The 18626-nt window shown below is 74.9% G+C and carries 15 protein-coding genes and 1 tRNA gene; 3 read left to right on the top strand and 13 right to left on the bottom strand.

The features are described 5' to 3' along the window. Positions 1-43: 43 nt before the first annotated feature. Complete coding sequence (gene mfd / locus FMM08_RS09875; RefSeq protein WP_147926190.1) at positions 44-3649, bottom strand: transcription-repair coupling factor; 3606 nt, start codon at positions 3647-3649, stop codon at positions 44-46. A gap of 156 nt (positions 3650-3805) precedes the next feature. Between mfd and FMM08_RS09870 the strand changes: the two genes are divergently transcribed. Further along, a complete protein-coding gene (locus tag FMM08_RS09870) occupies positions 3806-5026 on the top strand; it encodes an amidohydrolase family protein (RefSeq protein WP_147926189.1) in 1221 nt (406 codons plus the stop codon). After that, complete coding sequence (locus FMM08_RS09865; protein WP_147926188.1) at positions 5023-6210, top strand: glycosyltransferase; 1188 nt, start codon at positions 5023-5025, stop codon at positions 6208-6210. Before FMM08_RS09870 ends, FMM08_RS09865 begins: the two co-directional genes overlap by 4 nt. Here the strand turns inward: FMM08_RS09865 and FMM08_RS09860 are convergent. The 4 genes from FMM08_RS09860 to FMM08_RS09845 form a co-directional block, all read right to left on the bottom strand. Beyond that, positions 6173-7984 (bottom strand): GMC family oxidoreductase N-terminal domain-containing protein, encoded by a 1812-nt coding sequence (locus FMM08_RS09860; protein WP_222710617.1) that lies wholly within the window; start codon positions 7982-7984, stop codon positions 6173-6175. The two genes, FMM08_RS09865 and FMM08_RS09860, sit on opposite strands and share 38 nt — an antisense overlap. A gap of 238 nt (positions 7985-8222) precedes the next feature. Beyond that, positions 8223-9398, bottom strand: a complete 1176-nt coding sequence (locus FMM08_RS09855) for an alpha-hydroxy acid oxidase (protein WP_222710616.1) — start codon at positions 9396-9398, stop codon at positions 8223-8225. Positions 9399-9403: 5 nt separating this feature from the next. Continuing rightward, complete coding sequence (locus tag FMM08_RS09850) at positions 9404-10246, bottom strand: sugar phosphate nucleotidyltransferase (protein ID WP_147926186.1); 843 nt, start codon at positions 10244-10246, stop codon at positions 9404-9406. 154 nt (positions 10247-10400) lie between these two features. After that, positions 10401-10682: an isoamylase early set domain-containing protein gene (locus FMM08_RS09845; RefSeq protein WP_222710615.1), complete on the bottom strand. Its 282-nt coding sequence runs from the start codon at positions 10680-10682 to the stop codon at positions 10401-10403. Positions 10683-11041: 359 nt separating this feature from the next. Between FMM08_RS09845 and FMM08_RS09840 the strand changes: the two genes are divergently transcribed. Further along, positions 11042-12475, top strand: coding sequence for a tyrosine-protein kinase domain-containing protein (locus FMM08_RS09840; RefSeq protein WP_187279669.1), 1434 nt, complete (start codon positions 11042-11044; stop codon positions 12473-12475). Positions 12476-12571: 96 nt separating this feature from the next. On the opposite strand, the gene FMM08_RS09835 is transcribed toward FMM08_RS09840, so the two are convergent. The 8 genes from FMM08_RS09835 to FMM08_RS09800 form a co-directional block, all read right to left on the bottom strand. Next, positions 12572-13216 carry an arsenate reductase/protein-tyrosine-phosphatase family protein gene (locus FMM08_RS09835; RefSeq protein ID WP_147926184.1) on the bottom strand — a complete coding sequence of 215 codons (645 nt, stop codon included), beginning with the start codon at positions 13214-13216 and terminating at the stop codon, positions 12572-12574. Then, a complete protein-coding gene (gene pth / locus FMM08_RS09830; RefSeq protein ID WP_147926183.1) occupies positions 13213-13869 on the bottom strand; it encodes an aminoacyl-tRNA hydrolase in 657 nt (218 codons plus the stop codon). The genes FMM08_RS09835 and pth overlap by 4 nt, the downstream gene beginning before the upstream one ends. After that, the gene (locus FMM08_RS09825) at positions 13866-14543 is read right to left on the bottom strand and encodes a 50S ribosomal protein L25/general stress protein Ctc (protein WP_147926182.1); all 678 of its coding nucleotides are present in this window, start codon (positions 14541-14543) and stop codon (positions 13866-13868) included. Before FMM08_RS09825 ends, pth begins: the two co-directional genes overlap by 4 nt. 136 nt (positions 14544-14679) lie before the next feature. Further along, positions 14680-14922 (bottom strand): hypothetical protein, encoded by a 243-nt coding sequence (locus FMM08_RS09820; RefSeq protein ID WP_147926181.1) that lies wholly within the window; start codon positions 14920-14922, stop codon positions 14680-14682. 61 nt (positions 14923-14983) lie between these two features. Continuing rightward, the gene (locus FMM08_RS09815; RefSeq protein ID WP_147926180.1) at positions 14984-15964 is read right to left on the bottom strand and encodes a ribose-phosphate diphosphokinase; all 981 of its coding nucleotides are present in this window, start codon (positions 15962-15964) and stop codon (positions 14984-14986) included. Then, positions 15961-17460 carry a bifunctional UDP-N-acetylglucosamine diphosphorylase/glucosamine-1-phosphate N-acetyltransferase GlmU gene (gene glmU, locus FMM08_RS09810; RefSeq protein WP_147926179.1) on the bottom strand — a complete coding sequence of 500 codons (1500 nt, stop codon included), beginning with the start codon at positions 17458-17460 and terminating at the stop codon, positions 15961-15963. The genes FMM08_RS09815 and glmU overlap by 4 nt, the downstream gene beginning before the upstream one ends. Before the next feature lie 128 nt (positions 17461-17588). Then, a tRNA-Gln gene (locus FMM08_RS09805) sits at positions 17589-17660 on the bottom strand. Between the two features lie 7 nt (positions 17661-17667). Beyond that, a complete protein-coding gene (locus tag FMM08_RS09800) occupies positions 17668-18621 on the bottom strand; it encodes a helix-turn-helix domain-containing protein (protein WP_147926178.1) in 954 nt (317 codons plus the stop codon). Positions 18622-18626 lie beyond the last annotated feature (5 nt).

Raw genomic sequence — 18626 nt, 5'->3', positions numbered from 1 at the left:
GGGTGGCGGCCTCGCCGCCACCCGCCCGCCCGTGCGCGCGCGGTCAGCTGCTGGCGGCGCCGGCCCCCACCGGCTGCTCCGCCGGGAGCACCGCGTCGAGCAGGGCCGTGGCCCACTCCAGCACCGCCCGGTCGCGCAGCGGCTGCCCGCCCACGCGCGCCGTCATCGGCTGCGGCACCAGCACCGTGCGCAGGGCCGGCTTCACCAGCGTGCCCGGGTAGAGCCGCCGCACCCGCAGCTCCTGGCTCTCCCGCAGCTCCACCGGCGCGAACCTGATGTTCCGGCCCTGCAGCGACACCTCGCTGACCCCCGAGGCCCGGGCGCGCACCCGGAAGCGCGCCACGGCCAGCAGGTTCTCCACCTGCTCGGTCGGCTCGCCGTACCTGTCGACCAGCTCGGCGCGCACGGCGGCGACGTCGTCGTCGGAGGTGGCCGCCGCGAGCTTGCGGTAGGCCTCCAGGCGCAGCCGCTCGTGCGGCACGTAGTCGTGCGGGAGCAGCCCGTCGACCGGGAGCTCGATCTTCGCCTCGGGCAGCCCTTCCTCCTTCGGACCGTCGCGGTACTCCGCCACGGCCTCGCCGACGAGCCGCACGTACAGGTCGAAGCCGACTCCCGCGATGTGCCCGGACTGCTCCCCGCCCAGCAGGTTGCCCGCCCCGCGGATCTCGAGGTCCTTCATGGCCACCTGCATGCCGGCACCGAGGTCGGTGTGGGACGCGATGGTGGCCAGCCTGTCGTGCGCGGTCTCCGTGAGCGGCTTCTCCCCCGGGTACATGAAGTACGCGTAGGCGCGCTCGCGGCCGCGGCCCACGCGGCCTCGCAGCTGGTGGAGCTGGCTCAGGCCCAGCAGGTCGGCCCGCTCGAGGATGAGCGTGTTGGCGTTGGAGATGTCCAGGCCGGTCTCGACGATCGTGGTGCACACGAGCACGTCGGAGCGCTTCTCCCAGAAGTCGACGATGACCTCCTCGAGGCGGTGCTCGGGCATCTTCCCGTGCGCCGTGGCGATGCGGGCCTCGGGGACGAGCTCGGCCAGGCGCGCCGCCGCCCTGTCGATCGACTCGACCTTGTTGTGCACGTAGAAGACCTGGCCCTCGCGCAGCAGCTCGCGCCGGATCGCGGCGGCCACCTGCTTCTCCTCGTAGGGCCCCACGTAGGTGAGCACCGGGTGGCGCTCCTCCGGCGGGGTGGCCAGCGTCGACATCTCGCGGATGCCGGTGACGGCCATCTCCAGCGTGCGCGGGATGGGGGTGGCGCTCATCGCGAGCACGTCCACGTTGGTGCGCAGCGTCTTGAGGAGCTCCTTGTGCTCCACGCCGAAGCGCTGCTCCTCGTCGATGATGACCAGGCCGAGGTCCTTGGCGCGGTACTCCCCGCCGAGGAGGCGGTGGGTGCCGATGACCACGTCGACGGTGCCGTCCGCCAGGCCGGCCTTGACCGCCTCGGACTCCTTGGGCGACACGAAGCGGCTCAGGGCCCGGACGGTGACGGGGAACGGGGCGAAGCGCTCGGAGAAGGTCTCCAGGTGCTGCTGCACGAGCAGCGTGGTGGGCACGAGCACCATCACCTGCTTGCCGTCCTGCACGGCCTTGAAGGCCGCGCGCACGGCGATCTCGGTCTTGCCGTAGCCGACGTCACCGCAGATCAGGCGGTCCATGGGCACGACGCGCTCCATGTCGGCCTTGACCTCGTCGATGGTCACCAGCTGGTCGGGCGTCTCCACGAAGGGGAAGGCGTCCTCCAGCTCGCGCTGCCAGGGCGTGTCGCCGGCGAAGGAGTGCCCCTTGGTGGCCATCCGGGCGCTGTAGAGCTTGATGAGGTCACCGGCGATCTCCTTGACCGCCTTGCGCGCCCGCCCCTTGGTCTTGGCCCAGTCGGCGCCGCCCATCTTGTTCAGCGCTGGGGCCTCGCCACCCACGTACCGGGTGACCTGGTCGAGGGTGTCGGTGGGCACGAACAGGCGGTCGCCCGGCTGACCCCGCTTGGAGGGGGCGTACTCGATGACGAGGTACTCGCGGGTGGCGCCCTGCAGCGTGCGCTGCACCATCTCCACGTAGCGGCCCACCCCGTGCTGCTCGTGCACCACGAAGTCGCCGGTCTTGAGCTGCAGCGGGTCGACGGCGTTGCGCCGCTGCCGCGAGGGCATCCGCTTGGCGTCCTTCGCCGACATCGGCCCCGACGTGCCCAGCACGTCGGCCTCGGTGAGCACCGCGAGCTTGAGGCCGGGAGCCACGAACCCGTGGCCCAGGCTCGCCGTGGTCACCCGCACCACGCTGGGATCGGGCACCTCGTCGACCTCGTCCGCGCGGGCGGCGGGCACGTCGGCGTCGCGCAGCACCTCGGCGAGGCGGTCCGCCGAGCCGTGGCCGGCAGCGGTGGCCACCAGGCGCCACCCGTCGCTGACGAGGCCGCGCAGGTCGGCCAGGGCCCGCGGCACGTCGCCGGCGTAGCCCTCCACCTCACGGGCCCCGACGGTGACCACGACGGCGCTGTCCCCGCCGTCGAAGGTGGCGGTCTCCTCGTCGGCGGTGAACGAGCTCAGCGACCACCAGGGGCGGCCGGTGGTCAGCGCGTGAGCGCGGGTGGCCGCGAAGGTGGTGTAGCTGGCCCGGTCCAGCCCCAGGTCGACGGGCACCTGCCCGCCGGAGGCCGCGTTGGCCCAGGCCGCGGCGAGGAACTCCTCGGAGGTGGCCACGAGGTCGTGGGCGCGGCTGCGGACCCGCTCGGGGTCGAGGACGACGACGTGCGTGCCGGCGGGCAGCACGTCCAGGAGGGGCTGCATGCCGTCGACGAGGGCGGGGGCCAGCGACTCCATGCCCTCCACCGCGACGCCGCCGGCGATCTTGTCGAGCATCTCCGCCGCGCCCGGGAGCTGCTCCTTGAGCGCCGCCGCGCGGCGGCGGACCTCGTCGGTGAGCAGCAGCTCGCGGCACGGCGGCGCCCACAGGCCCTCGGGCACCACCTCCAGGGAGCGCTGGTCGGCCACGGAGAAGGCGCGGACCTCCTCCACCTCGTCGCCGAAGAGCTCGACCCGCAGGGGGTGGTCCGACGTCGGCGGGAAGACGTCGAGGATGCCGCCGCGCACGGCGACGTCACCGCGGCGCTCCACCATCTCGGTGCGGGTGTACGCCGCGGCGGCGAGGTCGGCCACCACCTGCTCCAGGTCCACCACGTCGCCCGCGCGCAGCTGCACCGGGCGCAGGTCCCCCAGGCCCGCCACCAGCGGCTGCAGCACCGCCCGGACAGGGGCGACGACCACGCGGACCGGCCCGTCCTCGCCGCCCAGCGAACCCGGGTGGGCGAGCCGGCGCAGGACGGCGAGGCGGCGGCCCACCGTGTCCGAGCGCGGCGAGAGGCGCTCGTGCGGCAGCGTCTCCCAGCTGGGGAACTCCACCACCGACGTCGGTTCCAGGAAGCAGCGCAGCGCGGCGGCCAGGTCCTCGCACTGGCGGCCGGTGGCGGTCACGGCGAGCACGGTGCGCCCGGCACCGCCGCTCTCCTGCGGCCCGGCGAGGGCCGCGAGCAGCGCGGGGCGGACGCCGGCCGGGACGGCGGCGTCGAGCAGCGGGACGTCGCCGGAGCGGGCGTTCGCGACGGCGAGGGAGAACCCGCGGTCGGGCAGCAGGGCGGAGACGATCCCAGTCAGCGGCACGAGCACCCAGGGTAGGTCGCGGCGCTGACACCTGCCGACAGCCGCCGCCTCCCGCCCCGCGCCGGTCGCGGGCCGGGCGCAGGTCCTGTGGGGCTCACCACTGCCTCCGCTTCCCTCCGGCGGACGCACAGGGGCTCCGCAGGTAGGTTCGAGGCGATGCGTCCCGCCGAGCACCAGCCCGGGCAGGGGCGTGGCAGCGCCGCCCCGTCCGCGCCGCCCCCCTCCGTCGACCCGACCGGCTGGGGCGCCCTCGCCCGCCGCGGCGGGCGCCGCGCGCTGCGCACCGCCTCCGCGCTGCGCGCGAGAGCCCGCCTGGCGGCCGTGCCCCTGGGCCGCTACGCGCCCCGCTCCGCCCTGCGGGTGCCCGAGCAGCGGGTGGAGCGCGCCGCCTGTCCGGCCGTGGACGCACACAACCACCTGGGGCTGTGGCTCAACGACGGCGCGCGGTGGATGGCGCCCGACGTGCGCGCGCTGCTCGCGTCCATGGACGCCACCGGCGTGGAGGCCGTGGTGAACCTCGACGGCCGCTGGGGCGCCGAGCTGGAGGCCAACCTCGACAGGTACGACCGCGCCCACCCAGGCCGGTTCGCCACCTTCTGCCACGTCGACCTCGCCGCCGCCCTGGCCGAGCCGGCCCGGGCCGGTGCCCGGCTGGTCGCGCAGCTCGAGGCCGGGGCCGCCGCCGGGGCCGCGGGCCTGAAGGTCTGGAAGGACCTCGGCCTGTCCCTGCGCGACGGCTCCGGCGCCCGGGTGCTCCCCGACGACGAGCGCCTCGCGCCGCTGTGGGAGCGCGCCGGGCAGCTGGGCCTGCCCGTCCTGGTGCACGTGGCGGACCCGGTGGCCTTCTTCGACCCCGTCGACCGGCACAACGAGCGGTTGGAGGAGCTGCTGGCCCACCCGGACTGGGCCCTGCACGGCACGGGGGCGCCGAGCCACGCCCGCCTCCTGCGGGCCCTGGACGCCCTGGTGGGGGCGCACTCGGGCACGCGCTTCATCGCCGCCCACCTGGCCAGCTCCGCGGAGGACCTCGCGGCCGCCTCAGCCCTGCTCGACGCCCACCCGAACCTCGCCGTGGACCTGTCCGGGCGGCTGGCCGAGCTGGGCCGCCAGCCGCGCGCCGCGGCGCGGCTGCTGCGCCGCCACGCGGGCCGGGTGCTGTGGGGCAGCGACTCGTTCGGGTTCGACGTGGAGGAGGTCCGCACGTGGTTCCGCCTGCTCGAGACCGACGACGAGCACTTCCCCTACTCCCCGGCGCCGGTCCCGCCGCAGGGCCGCTGGGCGGTCTCGGGCCTGGACCTGCGCGCCGCGGACGAGCAGGCGCTGCGCGCCGCGTACGCGGGGGCGGCGCGGGCGTGGGTCCCGGCGCTGGGCCGATGAGCCGTCGGACGGCGGTGCTCCTCGTGGAGGCGCACCTGGAGGAGAGCGGCGGCGTGCGCGTCACCCACGAGCTGGTGCGCCGCCTCCCCGGCGAGGGTCTGCCCGCCCGGCTGTTCGTGCTCCAGCGCACCCCGCCCGGTCACCCGGTGCTCGTGCCCGCCCCGTCCGTGGACGTGGTGCACGGGTCCTCGCGGCCCCGCCAGCTGCGCTGGACGCTGCTGCCGGGGCTCGTGCGGCTGGTCCGCGAGGCGCGCCGCTGCGACGTCGTGGTGTCGGGCAGCGAGATCGGCTACGGCTTCCTGTCCGCGTGGCTGGCGGCCCGCCTGGCGGGCCGCCCGTTCGCCGTGGTGGTGCAGAGCCAGCTGTCCCAGGCGCTGCACGAGTGGGTGCCGCGGCGCCTGCACCGCCTCACGCGGTGGGTGCACAGCCGCAGCGACCTGGCGCTGTGCGTCTCGGCGGGGCTGGTGCCCTCGGTGGTGGCCGCGGGGCTGCCCGAGTCCCGCACCGCCGTGGTCCCGGTGGGCGTCGACGTCGAGGCGGTCCGCCGGGCCGCCCTGAGCCCTCCCGGCGACGCCGTGGCCTCGGCCCTCGACGACGGCCCGCTCGTGGTGGCCGCGGGGCGGCTGTCGTCGTCCAAGGGCTTCGACGTGCTCCTGAGGGCCTGGGCGCAGGCCCGGGAGAGCTCACCCGCGGTGCGCCCGCAGCGGCTGCTGCTGCTCGGCGAGGGTGCCGAGCGGGAGCACCTCGAGGCCCTCGTCGACCAGCTGGGGCTGGGCGGGTCGGTGCGCCTGCCGGGCTTCAGCACGGACCTGCAGGCGGCCCTCGCGGGCGCGGAGCTGTTCGTCCTGTCCTCGCGGTACGAGGGGATGGGCAGCTTCGTGCTGCTGGAGGCCATGGCCCACGGCACGCCCGTGGTGGCCACCGACTGCCCGTCGGGCCCCAGGGAGCTGCTGCGCGACGGCGAGCTGGGGGCGCTGGTCCCGGTGGAGGACGTCGAGGCGCTCGCCCGCGCCCTCGCCGCGCACGCCGAGGACCCGTCGCGGCTGCGCGCCACAGCCGAGCAGCGCCGACGGCGCGCCGAGGAGTTCGCGCCGCAGCGGTGGGTGGCCGCTGCGGCGCGCGAGCTGGCGCCCCTGGTGGGGCCGGTCAGGCGGGAGCGAGACCCGCAGCCGGTCCGCCGCTGACCTCGGGACGCACCGGGGCGGCCTCCGGCAGGACCGGCAGCGAGCCCGGCAGGGCGCGCGCCGCCGCCGGGACGTCACCGGGCGCCGGGGGCGTCGCGCCGGAGATGAGGTCCGCGGCCTTCTCGGCCAGCACCATGACCGGCGCGTAGCTGTTGCCGTTGGGCATCACCGGGATCGCGGAGGCGTCCACCACCCGCAGGCCCTCGATCCCGTGCACCTGCAGCGTGGTGGGGTCGAGCACCGCGCCGTCGTCGACGCCCATCCGGGCCGTCGAGGTGGGGTGCAGACCGGTGCGGGCGGTGCGCTGCACGAAGGCCAGCAGCTCCTCGTCGGTCACCACGTGCGTGCCGGGGACCACCTCGCCACCGTCGTACGGTGCGAAGGCCGGCTGCGACAGCACGTCGCGCACGGTGCGCAGCACGCGCACCCACGCCTCCCGGTCGCTCTCGGTGGACAGGTAGTTGTTGACGATGACCGGCGCGGCCGAGGGGTCGGTCGAGCGCAGCGAGACCCGGCCGCGGGAGGTGACGCGGCCGGGGTAGGCGTACAGCTGGTAGCCGTGGCCGTCGACCACGGGCATGCCGGCCACCGGCCAGACCAGGCTGGAGAAGAACACCGTCGCCTCGGGCACCACCTGCTCGGGGCTCGTCCGCAGGAAGCCGCCGGCCTCGATGTGGGTGCTGGCCCCGGGCCCGGTGCCCAGCGCCACCCACTGCGCCGCAGCCGCCAGGAGGTTCGGCTTGTGCTTGATGCTGGCCATGCTCACGGGCTGGCTGCAGCGGTGCTGGACGAAGGCGCCCAGGTGGTCCTGCAGGTCGCGGCCCACGCCCGGGAGGTGGTGGACGGCGTCGACACCTGCCGCGGCGAGCTCGTCCCGGTCGCCGATGCCGGACAGCTGCAGGAGCTTCGGGGTCTCGAAGGCGCCCGCGGCGAGCACCACCTCACCGGCGCGCACCTCCTGCTCCGGGCCGGCGGCTCCCGAGGCGTCGAGCACGCGGTAGCGCACCCCGACGGCGCGGCCACCCTCGACGACGACGCGGGTGACCAGCGCTCGGGTCTGCACGCGCAGCGCCCCGCGGCCGGTGCGTCCGTGCAGGTGGGGGGTCAGGTAGGCGTCCGCGGCAGTGACGCGCCGACCGCGGTGGGCGGCCTTCTCGAAGCGGCCGACGCCGTCCTGCACGTCGTTGGGGTCGGTGGCCACCGGGTGGCCCGCCTGGCGGGCGGCCTCGAAGAACGCCTGGTGCAGCGGGCTGTCGGCGGGATCCGGCGTGAGCACGTGCGCTCCGGCGCGGCCGCGGCTCGGGCCGGCCGCGGGCGTCAGCGCCGCCTCGACGCGCTGGAAGTAGGGCAGCAGGTGGGCGTAGTCCCAGCCCTGCTCACCGGTGAAGGCTGCCCAGCCGTCGTAGTCGGCGGCGTGACCCCGCTGGTAGAGCATGCCGTTGATGGCGCTGGAGCCGCCCAGCACCTTGCCGCGCGGCAGCACGATCTTGCGGCGGAAGAGCCAGGGCTCCTCCTCGCTGGTGTACTTCCAGTCGTAGCGGGGGTCGCCGACGGCGCGGTACATGCCCAGCGGCATGCGCACCTCGACGTCCCACGGGTGGACGGGAGCTCCGGCCTCGAGCACCAGCACCGACCCGGCGCCGCGCTCGACCAGCCGGCCGGCCACCACGCTGCCCGCGGAACCGCCCCCCACGACGACGACGTCGACGTGCTCGGTGTGAGCGGAGACCCCGCCCCGTCGTGCTCGCGGGATCGCGTGTCCGTGGCCGCGCACAGCGTGCCTCCTCATCCGTGTCAGACGTCCTGGCGCCCGTGGGCGAGCGAGCACCCCCCTGCTCGGTCGATCACGGGCCAACGTAGCGCTGGGCGCAGTGCGAGACCGCGCAGCGCACCCGTGCCCGCCAGCACACCACCCGATCGGGCGGAACTCCACCAAGAGCGGTGAATGACCTGGTCAAGGCTTGGTCAAAAGATGGTCAAGAGATGGTCAAGCCGGGCCCCGGGCCGGCCGGTCAGACCGTCGGGACGACCTGGTGCACCAGGTCCGGGGTCACCTCGGCGATGCTCGCCGCACCCGCCAGGGCCATGACGTGCGCCAGGTCGGAGACGACCTCCGCCACGCACGCCTGCGCCGCCTCGGCGCCCCCCGCGGCCAGCGCCCACAGCACCGGCCGGCCCACGAGCACGCCGTCGGCGCCCAGCGCCAGCGCGGTCAGCACGTCGGTGCCGGTGCGGACGCCGCCGTCCACCAGCACCACCGGGGCGTGGCCCGACGGCAGCGGTCCGGCCTGGCGCACGTGCTCGCGCACGGCGGAGGCCACCTCGGGCAGGGCCAGCGCGCTCGGCACCGACCGGTCCAGCTGGCGCCCGCCGTGGTTGGACACCACCACGCCCGCCGCGCCCGCCTGCAGGCAGGCCACCGCGTCGTCTCCGCGCAGCACGCCCTTGACGAGGACGGGCAGCCCGGAGACCTCCGCGAGCCATCGAATCGTGCTCAGGTCGATGGTCGGGTCCTGCTCGGCGGCGGCGCGCTGCTCGGCCACCGACAGCGCCGCTGCCCCGGCGGCCACGCGCTCGCCGAAGTGCGGAGCCAGGTTGACGAGGAAGTGGTCGTCGGGGACCGACAGGCGGGTGCCGGTCACGCGGCGCTTGCGGCCCACGTAGGGCGTGTCACCGGTGAGCACCAGGGCGCCAGCGCCCGCGGCCACCGCACGCCGCACGAGCGCCTCGGTGAGCGAGCGGTCCTTCATGACGTACACCTGGAACCACCAGGGGGCGCCGTGCTCGGCGGCCGCGGCGGCCACCTCCTCCAGCGAGCGCGAGGAGCGCGTCGACAGCCCGAGCAGGCCGCCGTTCCGCCCGGCCGCAGCGGCGGTGGCCAGCTCGCCGGCCTCGGTCGCCAGGGCGTGGAACGCCATCGGGGCGATGCCCACCGGGTGGGCCAGCTGCTGGCCCAGCAGCGTGGTGGCGGTGCTCACCGCGCCGACGTCGCGCAGGACGCGCGGGCGCAGCCGGTAGGAGGCCCACGCCAGGGCGCCCTCGCGGCGCGTGACCTCGTCACCGGCGCCGGCGTCGTAGTAGTCGAGCACCTCGGGCGGCAGCGCGGACGCGGCGGCCTCGCGCTGGGCCCGCAGCAGGGGCAGGCCCCCCGGCGCTGGCGCCGAGGGGCCCGTGGGTGCGGTGGGCACCGTGCTCAGTCCCGCCAGATCTTCCACTCGGCCCTGCCCGCGTCCCAGAGCCCGTTGAGTTCCTTCCAGTCGCGGAAGGTGTCCATGCCCAGCCAGTAGCCCTCGTGCTTGTAGACGCCCAGCTGCCCGTCCCGGGCCAGGCGCCCCAGCGGGGCGTGCTCGAGCATCTCCTCGGTGCGGTCGGCGTCGAGGTAGCCCTCCACGAAGGGGCGCTCGAAGAAGAAGAAGCCGCCGTTGACGTAGTCGGTCTGCGTGGTGGGCTTCTCGTTGAACTCCTTCACCGCGTCGCCCTCGACCTGCATCTCGCCGTAGCGGCCGCTGGGGTGGACCCCCGTCAGGGTGCCGGTCCGGCCGGAGGCGACGTGCTGCTCGAGCGCGGCGGAGACGTCGACGGAGCCGATCCCGTCACCGTAGGTGAGCGCGAAGCGGGGGGCGTCAAGGTACTTGGCGGCGCGGGCGATCCGGGCGCCGGTGGCCGTGGTCAGCCCCGTCTCGACGAAGGTGATCTCCCAGTCCTCGTCGGAGGTGTCCGTGTGGAACTCCAGCGGCTTGGCGCCGTTGGTGTGCAGCGTGAGGTCCGAGGAGCGCACGCGGCTGTCCAGGAAGTAGGACTTGATCATGTCGCCCTTGTAGCCCAGGCACAGCACGAACTTCCGGAACCCGTGCGCGGAGTACAGCTTCATGATGTGCCACAGGATCGGGCGGCCGCCGACGTCGACGAGGCCCTTCGGCAGCTGCTCGCTGGCCTCGCGCAGGCGCGTGCCCATGCCTCCGCACAGGATCACCACCGGGATGTCGGCGGGCTGCACGCCCTGGCTCGAGCCTTCGGCGCTCTGGGCTGCGGTCATCGGGAAGTCCTCCTCAGGGGCCAGCGGTGGCGTCCCGGCCACTGTAGGAGGGGCCGCCGACCGTCACTGACAGCGATGGACCCGACCGGGCGACGCCCGGTCGGGTCATGCGCTGGCCCCGGGTGCGGGCCCGACGGCCCGCACCGGCCCCGTCTCAGACCTGGTAGGTGCTGCCCTGGTCGTCCACGACGGCGTCCTCGTCGTCGAACCAGTGGCCGTCCGTGCCCAGGTAGCGGAAGTGGACGCTCGAGCCCTTGGGCACGGTGACGGTGGCCGAGCGGCTCCCGTTGGAGCGCTTCTTCATGACGTGGGCGAAGGGGCTCCAGTCGTTGAAGTTGCCCACGACGGAGACGGGCTCGGAGTAGTCCTCCGCGGACAGGGAGAACGTCACCTTGACGTCCTCAGACCCCTTGGTCGTCTTGGTGGTGATCGTCACGGTCGGTCTCCTCGGCGATGTGCTGGCCGCCTCCGATCGAGTGGCGGTGTGGCGCACCGTACCGGAGCGCGACACGCCGCAGCACCTGCGACGACGCGGCGACCCTTGACGGCGCCCCACGGGTCGCGTCCGGCACAGGAGGCGCACGGGGCGCACCGCGGGGGCGCGCCCAGGCCGCCCGGAGGCGGGCGGAGCCCTCCTGCGAGCGTCACCCGACCGTCCCCCGCTCGGGGGCGCGCCGCCCTCGGGCGGGGCTCCCGGGGCTCCCGGGACCCCTCAGGAGGGCCGAGGCAGGTCGAGGCCGTGTCCGGTGCCCGGACCCTGTGCCACGATCGTCGCCACGGACGAGGGGGGAGAGCGTGGAGCTCACCGACTACCTGCGCGTGCTGCGCAAGAGGTGGCTGTCGATCGTGGTCCTCACAGCGCTGGCCCTCGCCGGCGCTGCGGCGGCCACGCTCGCGGCGACGCCGGAGTACCAGGCCCAGACCAAGCTGTTCGTCAGGGCCTCCGGGGCGTCGTCGAACTCCGACCTGCAGCAGGGCAACACCTTCGTGCAGCAGCGGGTGCAGTCCTACGCGGACGTCGCCAGCCAGCCGATGGTCCTGGAGCCGGTGATCTCCGAGCTGGGGCTGGACACCACCCCCGGCCAGCTCGCGCAGCACATCACCGCCGAGGCGCCCCTCGACACGGTGCTCATCAACATCACCGTCACCGACCCCTCTCCGCAGCAGGCCGCGACCATCGCGAACGCCGTCGGGACCTCGCTCATCACGGCCGTGGCGCAGCTGGAGGGCAACGGGACCGGCACGAGCACGCCGGTGCAGCTCACCACCACCCAGCCCGCCGTGGTGCCCGCCGCGCCGTCGTCCCCCAACACGCCGCTCAACCTCGCGCTGGGCCTGCTCGTGGGCCTGGCGGTGGGAGTGGGGCTCGCCGTGCTGCGCGAGACGCTCGACACGACGGTCCGCGGCGAGCACGACGTCGCCCACTTCGGCGTCCCGGTCCTGGCGGGGATGCCCTACGACGACAAGGCGCGAGAGACCCCGCTGGTGGTGGTGACGGACCCGCGCAGCGTGCGTGCGGAGAGCTTCCGCCAGCTGCGCACCAACCTCGCCTTCGCCACCGCCGCCAACGGCGCCCGCTCCCTGGTGGTCACCTCCTCCATCGAGAGCGAGGGCAAGAGCACCACCGCCATCAACCTGGCGCTGACCATGGCCGGCGCGGGGACCCGCGTGGTCCTCGTGGACGCCGACCTGCGCCGGCCGATGGTGGCCACCTACCTCGGCCTGGAGGGGGCCGTGGGCCTGACCACCGTGCTCGTGGGCGAAGCGTCCCTCGACGACGTGCTGCAGACGTGGGGCGAGGACGGCGCGCTGTCGGTGCTGGCCGCGGGCGGAGTGCCGCCGAACCCCAGCGAGCTGCTCGCGTCCGAGCCGATGGCCAAGCTCCTGCAGGACCTCGAGCACCGCTTCGACGTGGTCATCTTCGACGGCGCGCCGCTCCTCGCCGTGACGGACTCCGCGGTCCTCGCGGAGTCCGTGGGCGGAGCCGTGCTCGTGGTCGGCTCCGGCCGCAGCTCCCGCCCGCAGCTGGCCCGCTCCCTGCAGGCCCTGTCGGCCGTGGGCGCGAGCGTGCTGGGCGCCGTGGTCACCATGCTGCCCACCAAGGGCGCCGACGCCTACCAGACGTACTACTACCGCTACCAGCCCGTCGGGGAGGAGACGCAGCCCGGTGGCAGGCGCGGTCCCCGGCCGGCGCAGCAGCCCGGCGCCGCGGGTGACCGCAAGGCCTGACCCCCCGGTCAGCAGAGCACGTGCAGGAGGGCCCGGGACGCACCGTCCCGGGCCCTCCTGCACGTGCTGGCGCCGTCCGTGCGCCCGGTCGCACGGTCAGCCGGTCGGTGCCCCGGGCTCGGCCGCGGGGGTGAGCGCCCCGGCGACGGCGTGCAGCGCCGGCAGCAGCTGGGCCTCTGCCAGCTCCCACGTGGCGGCGTCGGTGCGGAACGGGTCGACCACGTCGTCCTGGTCGGCCTCGCGCGACGCCAGAGCGCCTCGGGACCGCACGAGCACGTCCGCCAGCGACGCGAGCCGCGCCGCGGGGTCTGCACCCCGGACGTCCTGTGCGCGCGCGGCGGCGATCCGACCGGCCTCGCGCAGGGTGAAGGTGCGCCGGACGGCCGCCGGCACGAGGCGGACGACGGCGCTGCGGTGCTCGCGCGTGGCGGTCAGCACGAGAGAGGCCTCGCGGACCTGATCCGCCGTGATGTGCCGGGCCACGTGCCCCTCGGCGCGGCACCCGGCTCGCCGCACGACGTCGACCGCCTCCGGCTCCATCGGGTGGCCGACGACGGCGCCGGTCCCGGCGCTGGCCACCCGCACGCGGGGGGCGCCCGGCGGGGTGACGGCGTCCAGGGCCGCCTGCAGCACCCGCTCCGCGACGGGTGAGCGGCAGATGTTGCCGGTGCAGACCACCAGCACGGACGGCCCGGGCTCCGCGGCAGCGGCGGCGGGGCCACCGGCCTCGGGGGCGCTCATCGCGGTCCGTGGAAGCGCTGCTGAGCCGCTTCCAGGCCGTCGGTGATGACGGCCTCCACCGCGTCGGCGGCGTCGGACAGCAGGAAGGGGAGCTCCTTGCGCTCGGTGGCGGAGAAGCCCCGCAGCACGAAGTCGGCGGGGTCCATCCGGCCGGGAGGTCGGCCGATGCCCACGCGGACCCGGACGTAGTCCTTGGTCCCGAGGGCCTTGCTGATGTCGCGGAGGCCGTTGTGGCCGCCCTCGCCCCCGCCGCGCTTGAGGCGCACGGCGCCGGCGTCGATGTCGAGCTCGTCGTGGACGGCGACCACGCGCAGCGGGTCGACCCCGTAGAAGCGCGCCAGCCCCGCGGTCGGACCGCCGGACTCGTTCATCCACGACGTCGGCTTGGCCAGCACCACCCGCTGGCTGGTGGGGCCGGGCGGGCCGAGGCGCACCTCGGCGACGGCCGCGCGCTGCTTGGAGGCCTTGAAGCCGGTGCGCAGGCGGGAGGCGAGCTCGTCGAGGACCATCGCGCCCACCGTGTGCCGGTCGGCGGCGTGCTCGGGCCCGGGGTTGCCGAGCCCGACGACGAGCCAGGGCCCGTCGACGAGCTCGCGCCCGGCGGCGGGGGTGGTGCCCCCGCCGCCGGGCGCGGCGCTCGAGGAGCTGCTCACTCCTTCGAGGACTCCTCGCCACCTTCGGACGCCTCAGCGCCCTCGGCGGCCTCGTCCTCAGGGGCGTCCTTCTCGATGCCGGCCTCGGCCTCGGCCTCGGCGAGCTCGGCGTCCAGCTCCTCGGCGGTCGGGGCGGCGGAGACGTTGACCACGCCGGCCTCGGCGTCGACGGCCAGCTCCACGCCCTGCGGGAGCTTCACGTCACCGGCGGTGATGAGCGTGCCGGCCTGGAGGCCCTCGACGTCCACCTCGATGACCTCGGGCAGGTGGGTCGCCTCGGCGGTGACGGCCAGGGTGCCGGACTCGACGGAGACGACGGTCTGCGGGGCGGCCTCACCGGTGGTGCGCACCGGGACCTGCACCTCGATGCGCTCGCCGCGGCGCACGACGACGAGGTCGACGTGCTCGATCGCGCGGCGCACCGGGTCGACCTGGATCGCCTTGACCACGGCGAGCTGCGTCGCGCCGCCGTCGAGCTGCAGGTCGACGAGGGCGTTGGGGTTCTTGATGAGCAGCATCGTCTCGTGGCCCGGGAGGGTCACGTGGAGCGGCTCCTGGCCGTGGCCGTAGACGACCGCGGGGATCTGGTGGGCCCGGCGGATGCGGCGGGCAGCGCCCTTGCCGAACTCGGTGCGGGCGGCGGCAGCGAGCTGCGTGCCGGTGCTCTTGGCCATGGGGGGTCTCCTGGTTCCTCGACGGTCTCCGCTGCCTCGGGGCGGACCGAGGTGCGGGCCGGAGGACCGGCCGCCGCGTCGATCACGGAGCGCACCCGGTTCGCGGGCGCCTCCCTCGCCGAGGAGCGCCGACAGCCTACCGGCTCGCGGCGGGTGCGACGACGAGCCGGGCGACCATCCCGACGCAGAGCAACCAGGCCAGCCCGACCAGCCCGTCACCGAGGTGGAGCCCGTGGCTCCAGGTCAGCGGCAGCACCACCGGCCCCTGGAAGCGGTGGTCGCCGACCACCACCGCGAGGGCGAGCACGGACAGCACGCCGACGACCGCCAGGCCCATGAGGGCCCGGCGCACGAGGTCTCTGCTCACCGCGTCAGGCACGACGACACGGTAACCGCGCGGGCTGCGCGGCGACCGCGTCGAGGGGCCGACCGGGCGAGGGTCAGCTGTTGCCGTCGAAGAGGCTGGTGACCGAGCCGTCGTCGAAGACCTCGCGGATCGCCCGGGCGATGAGCGGGGCGATGGAGAGCACCTTGAGGCTGGGGAACTGGTGCGCCGGGGGGATGGGCAGCGTGTTGGTGACCACGACCTCGGAGATCGGGCTGTCCTTGAGGCGCGCGGCCGCGGGGCCCGAGAGGATCGGGTGGGTCGCCGCGACGATGATCTCCTTGGCGCCGTTGTCCTTGAGCGCCTGCGCGGCCTGGACGATGGTGCCGCCGGTGTCGATCATGTCGTCGACGAGCACGCAGGTGCGCCCCGCGACGTCACCGACCAGCTCGTGCACCTGCACCTGGTTGGGGCGGTTGGGGTCGCGCCGCTTGTGGATGATCGCCAGCGGGGCGCCGAGGCGGTCCGACCACACGTCGGCCAGGCGCACCCGCCCGGCGTCCGGGGACACCACGGTGATGCTGCCCGTGTCCGCCACACGGCCGCGCACGTAGTCGGCGAGGAGCGGCAGCGCCCACAGGTGGTCGACCGGGCCGTCGAAGAAGCCCTGGATCTGCGCCGTGTGGAGGTCCACCGACATGAGGCGGTTGGCGCCGGCGGTCTTGAACAGGTCGGCCATGAGGCGGGCGGAGATCGGCTCGCGGCCGCGGTGCTTCTTGTCCTGCCGGGCGTAGCCGTAGAACGGGGCGACCACGGTGATGCGCTTGGCCGACGCGCGCTTGAGCGCGTCGACCATGATGAGCTGCTCCATGATCCACTGGTTGATGGGGGCGCAGTGGCTCTGCAGCACGAACGCGTCGCAGCCGCGCACGCTCTCCTCGAAGCGCACGTACGTCTCGCCGTTGGCGAAGTCGTAGGCCGAGGTCGGCACGAGGGCCGCACCCATCTCGGCGGAGACCTCCTCGGCCAGCTGGGGGTGGGCCCGCCCGCTGATGAGAACGAGGCGCTTCTCCCCCGTGGTGGTGATGCCGGTCATGCCTTCTCCTCCTGCTCGTCCCGCGCACCCGCGGGCGCGTCCGCGGGTGCGGTTCGCGCGGCTGCCGCCGCGCGGGCCGACGCGCTGCCGGGGCGCTTGCGCTCCGTCCAGCCGTCGATGTTCTTCTGCCGGCCGCGGCCGACGCCGATCGCCCCGGCCGGCACGTCCTCGGTGATGACCGAGCCCGCCGCCGTGTAGGCGCCCGCACCGATCGTCACGGGGGCCACCAGCACGCTGTCGCTGCCCACGAAGGCGGCGTCGCCCACCACCGTGCGGCTCTTGGTCTGGCCGTCGTAGTTCGCGAAGATCGTGGCGGCGCCGATGTTGGCGCGCTCCCCGATCTCGGCGTCGCCGACGTAGGACAGGTGCGGCACCTTGCTGTGCGCGCCGATGACGGCGTTCTTGGTCTCCACGAAGGCGCCGATCTTGCCGTCCGCGCCGAGGCGGGTGCCCGGCCGCAGGAACGAGAACGGCCCCACGGTGGCGCCGCCACCGACCACGGCGAGCGTGCCGTGCGTGCGCTGCACCACGGCCCCCTCCCCCACCTCGCAGTCGGTGAGGGTGGTGTCCGGCCCGACGACGGCGCCGGCGGCCACGCTGGTGGCGCCGAGCAGCTGGGTGCCGGGCAGCAGGACCACGTCGCGCCCGAGGTCGACGTGGACGTCCACCCACGTGGTCGACGGGTCGACCACGGTGGTGCCGGCGCGCATGTGCGCCTCGAGCGTCCGCCGGTTCAGCGCGGCGCCCAGCGCGGCCAGCTGCACGCGGTCGTTGACGCCCTCCACCTCGGCGGTGTCGGCCACCGGGCGGGCGGCCACGCGGTGGCCCTGCGCGCGGGCCAGCGCGAGCACGTCGGTGAGGTAGACCTCGCCCTGCGCGTTGGTGCGGCCGACCTGCGGCAGGGCGGCGGTCAGCACGGCGGCGTCGAACGCCCAGATGCCCGTGTTCACCTCGGTGACCGCGCGCTGCGCGTCCGTGGCGTCCTTCTGCTCGACGATCGAGGCCACGGCGCCGTCGTCGTCGCGCAGGATGCGCCCGTAGCCGGTCGGGTCTGCCAGGACGGCGGACAGCACCGTCACGCCGTTCCGCTCGCCCTCGTGCGCCGCGACCAGGTCGACGAGGGTCTGCGCGCGCAGCAGCGGTACGTCGCCGAAGGTCACCACCACGGTTCCCGCCAGCGGCTCCGCGCCCTCGCCGCGCTCGCGCACCAGCGCGTCGAGCCCGCACTGGACCGCGCGGCCGGTGCCGGGCACGTCGTCCTGGTCGGCGACGAGGACGTCGGCGTCCACCTCGAGCGCGTGCGCCGCGACGCGCTCGCGCTCGTGCCGCACGACCACGACGAGGCGCTCGGGCTGCGCACCGCGGGCCGCCGCCAGCGCGTGCCCCAGCAGGGTGCGACCCCCGATCGCGTGGAGCACCTTGGGGGTCGCGGACCGCATCCGGGTGCCCTCCCCTGCGGCGAGGACGACGACGACGGCCGGGCGGGTCGAGCTCACGCGCACGCGCTCCCTGGCGAGGGGGTGGGGTACGTCCCCGGACACTACCTGGGACGACGACGTGGCAGCGCCAGGCCCCGACCGCGGCCAGAGCACGAGCCCAGACGGTGTCGAACCCCGATCGTCGGCTCCCCCGCGAGGAATCGAACCTCGTCCGAATTAGTCAAAGTAATCCGTGCTGACCGTTACACCACAGGGGAAGATTCGTCAACTGAACCTTGCCTCCGCTGAGGCAACCACACCATTCCACGTACCCGCAAGCCGTCGGTACAGGCTCGCACTCTCGGCGACGGTGATGACGAGGCACCCGCGGTAGTCCTCGCCCGTGTTGAGCCTCACGGTGACGGGGTTGTGCCGTTTCAGGGTGGGACGGGCGAAGACGAGGTCGTCCCCCACGTCGCGCCGCCACCCGTGCGTCGCGGCTTCCACGTCCGCTGACTCGTGGATGGACAGCCGGCACGTGATGCGGCTGCGCTCGATCCCCAGGACGGCCAGGCACCGCAGGAAGAGCCGCACCATGTCGGGGTCGCTGTTGACGAAGATGACGCGGTGGCTGCGACGCCACGGCTTCGACTTCGACCCCTCGGCCCAGTAGAGGACGGCAGCGATGATGCGCAGGTCGCGCTCCGAGAGGTCTCCCACCTCGGCCGCCCAGCGAGTCATCTCGCGGTCCTCGACGGCCCGGCGCTCCTCCACGGTGCGCCCGTAGGAGTCGCGGCGCTTCTGCAAGGTGGTCCGGAGGTCGGTCCCGGAGGAGACCTCGTCCTCGCGGAACCATCGGGCCACGGTGGAGAAGCCCACACCGAGCTCTCGGGCGATCTCCGCGCGAGGCAGGCCTTGGCGCCGCATCTCGGCGGCGGCCTCCCTCAGCTCGGGGTCGTGCCGGCGGTGGCCGGGGTAGGAGCGCGCAGGGTCCAGCGCCCGACGTGCGGCCTGCTCCGCGGCCCAGACCTTCGCCCGCTCGTGCCGCTCGAGGTCGAGCGGCAGCACGCCATCCTCGCGGAACCACCGGCACACCGTGGCGCGGCTGACACCCAGCTGCTCCGCGACCTGCCGGCTCCCGACGCCGTCGCGGCGCAGCTCGGCCGCACGGACCCGCAGCTCTGCCGCGTACGGCCGCCCACCGGCCCCTGACCTGCGGTCGCGTGCGTCGTCGTCCACACGGC

It is taken from the genome of Quadrisphaera setariae (assembly GCF_008041935.1).
Taxonomy (GTDB): domain Bacteria; phylum Actinomycetota; class Actinomycetes; order Actinomycetales; family Quadrisphaeraceae; genus Quadrisphaera; species Quadrisphaera setariae.
The sequence above is the reverse complement of the archived record's forward strand: the minus strand, read 5'-3'. Positions and strand labels throughout refer to the sequence as shown.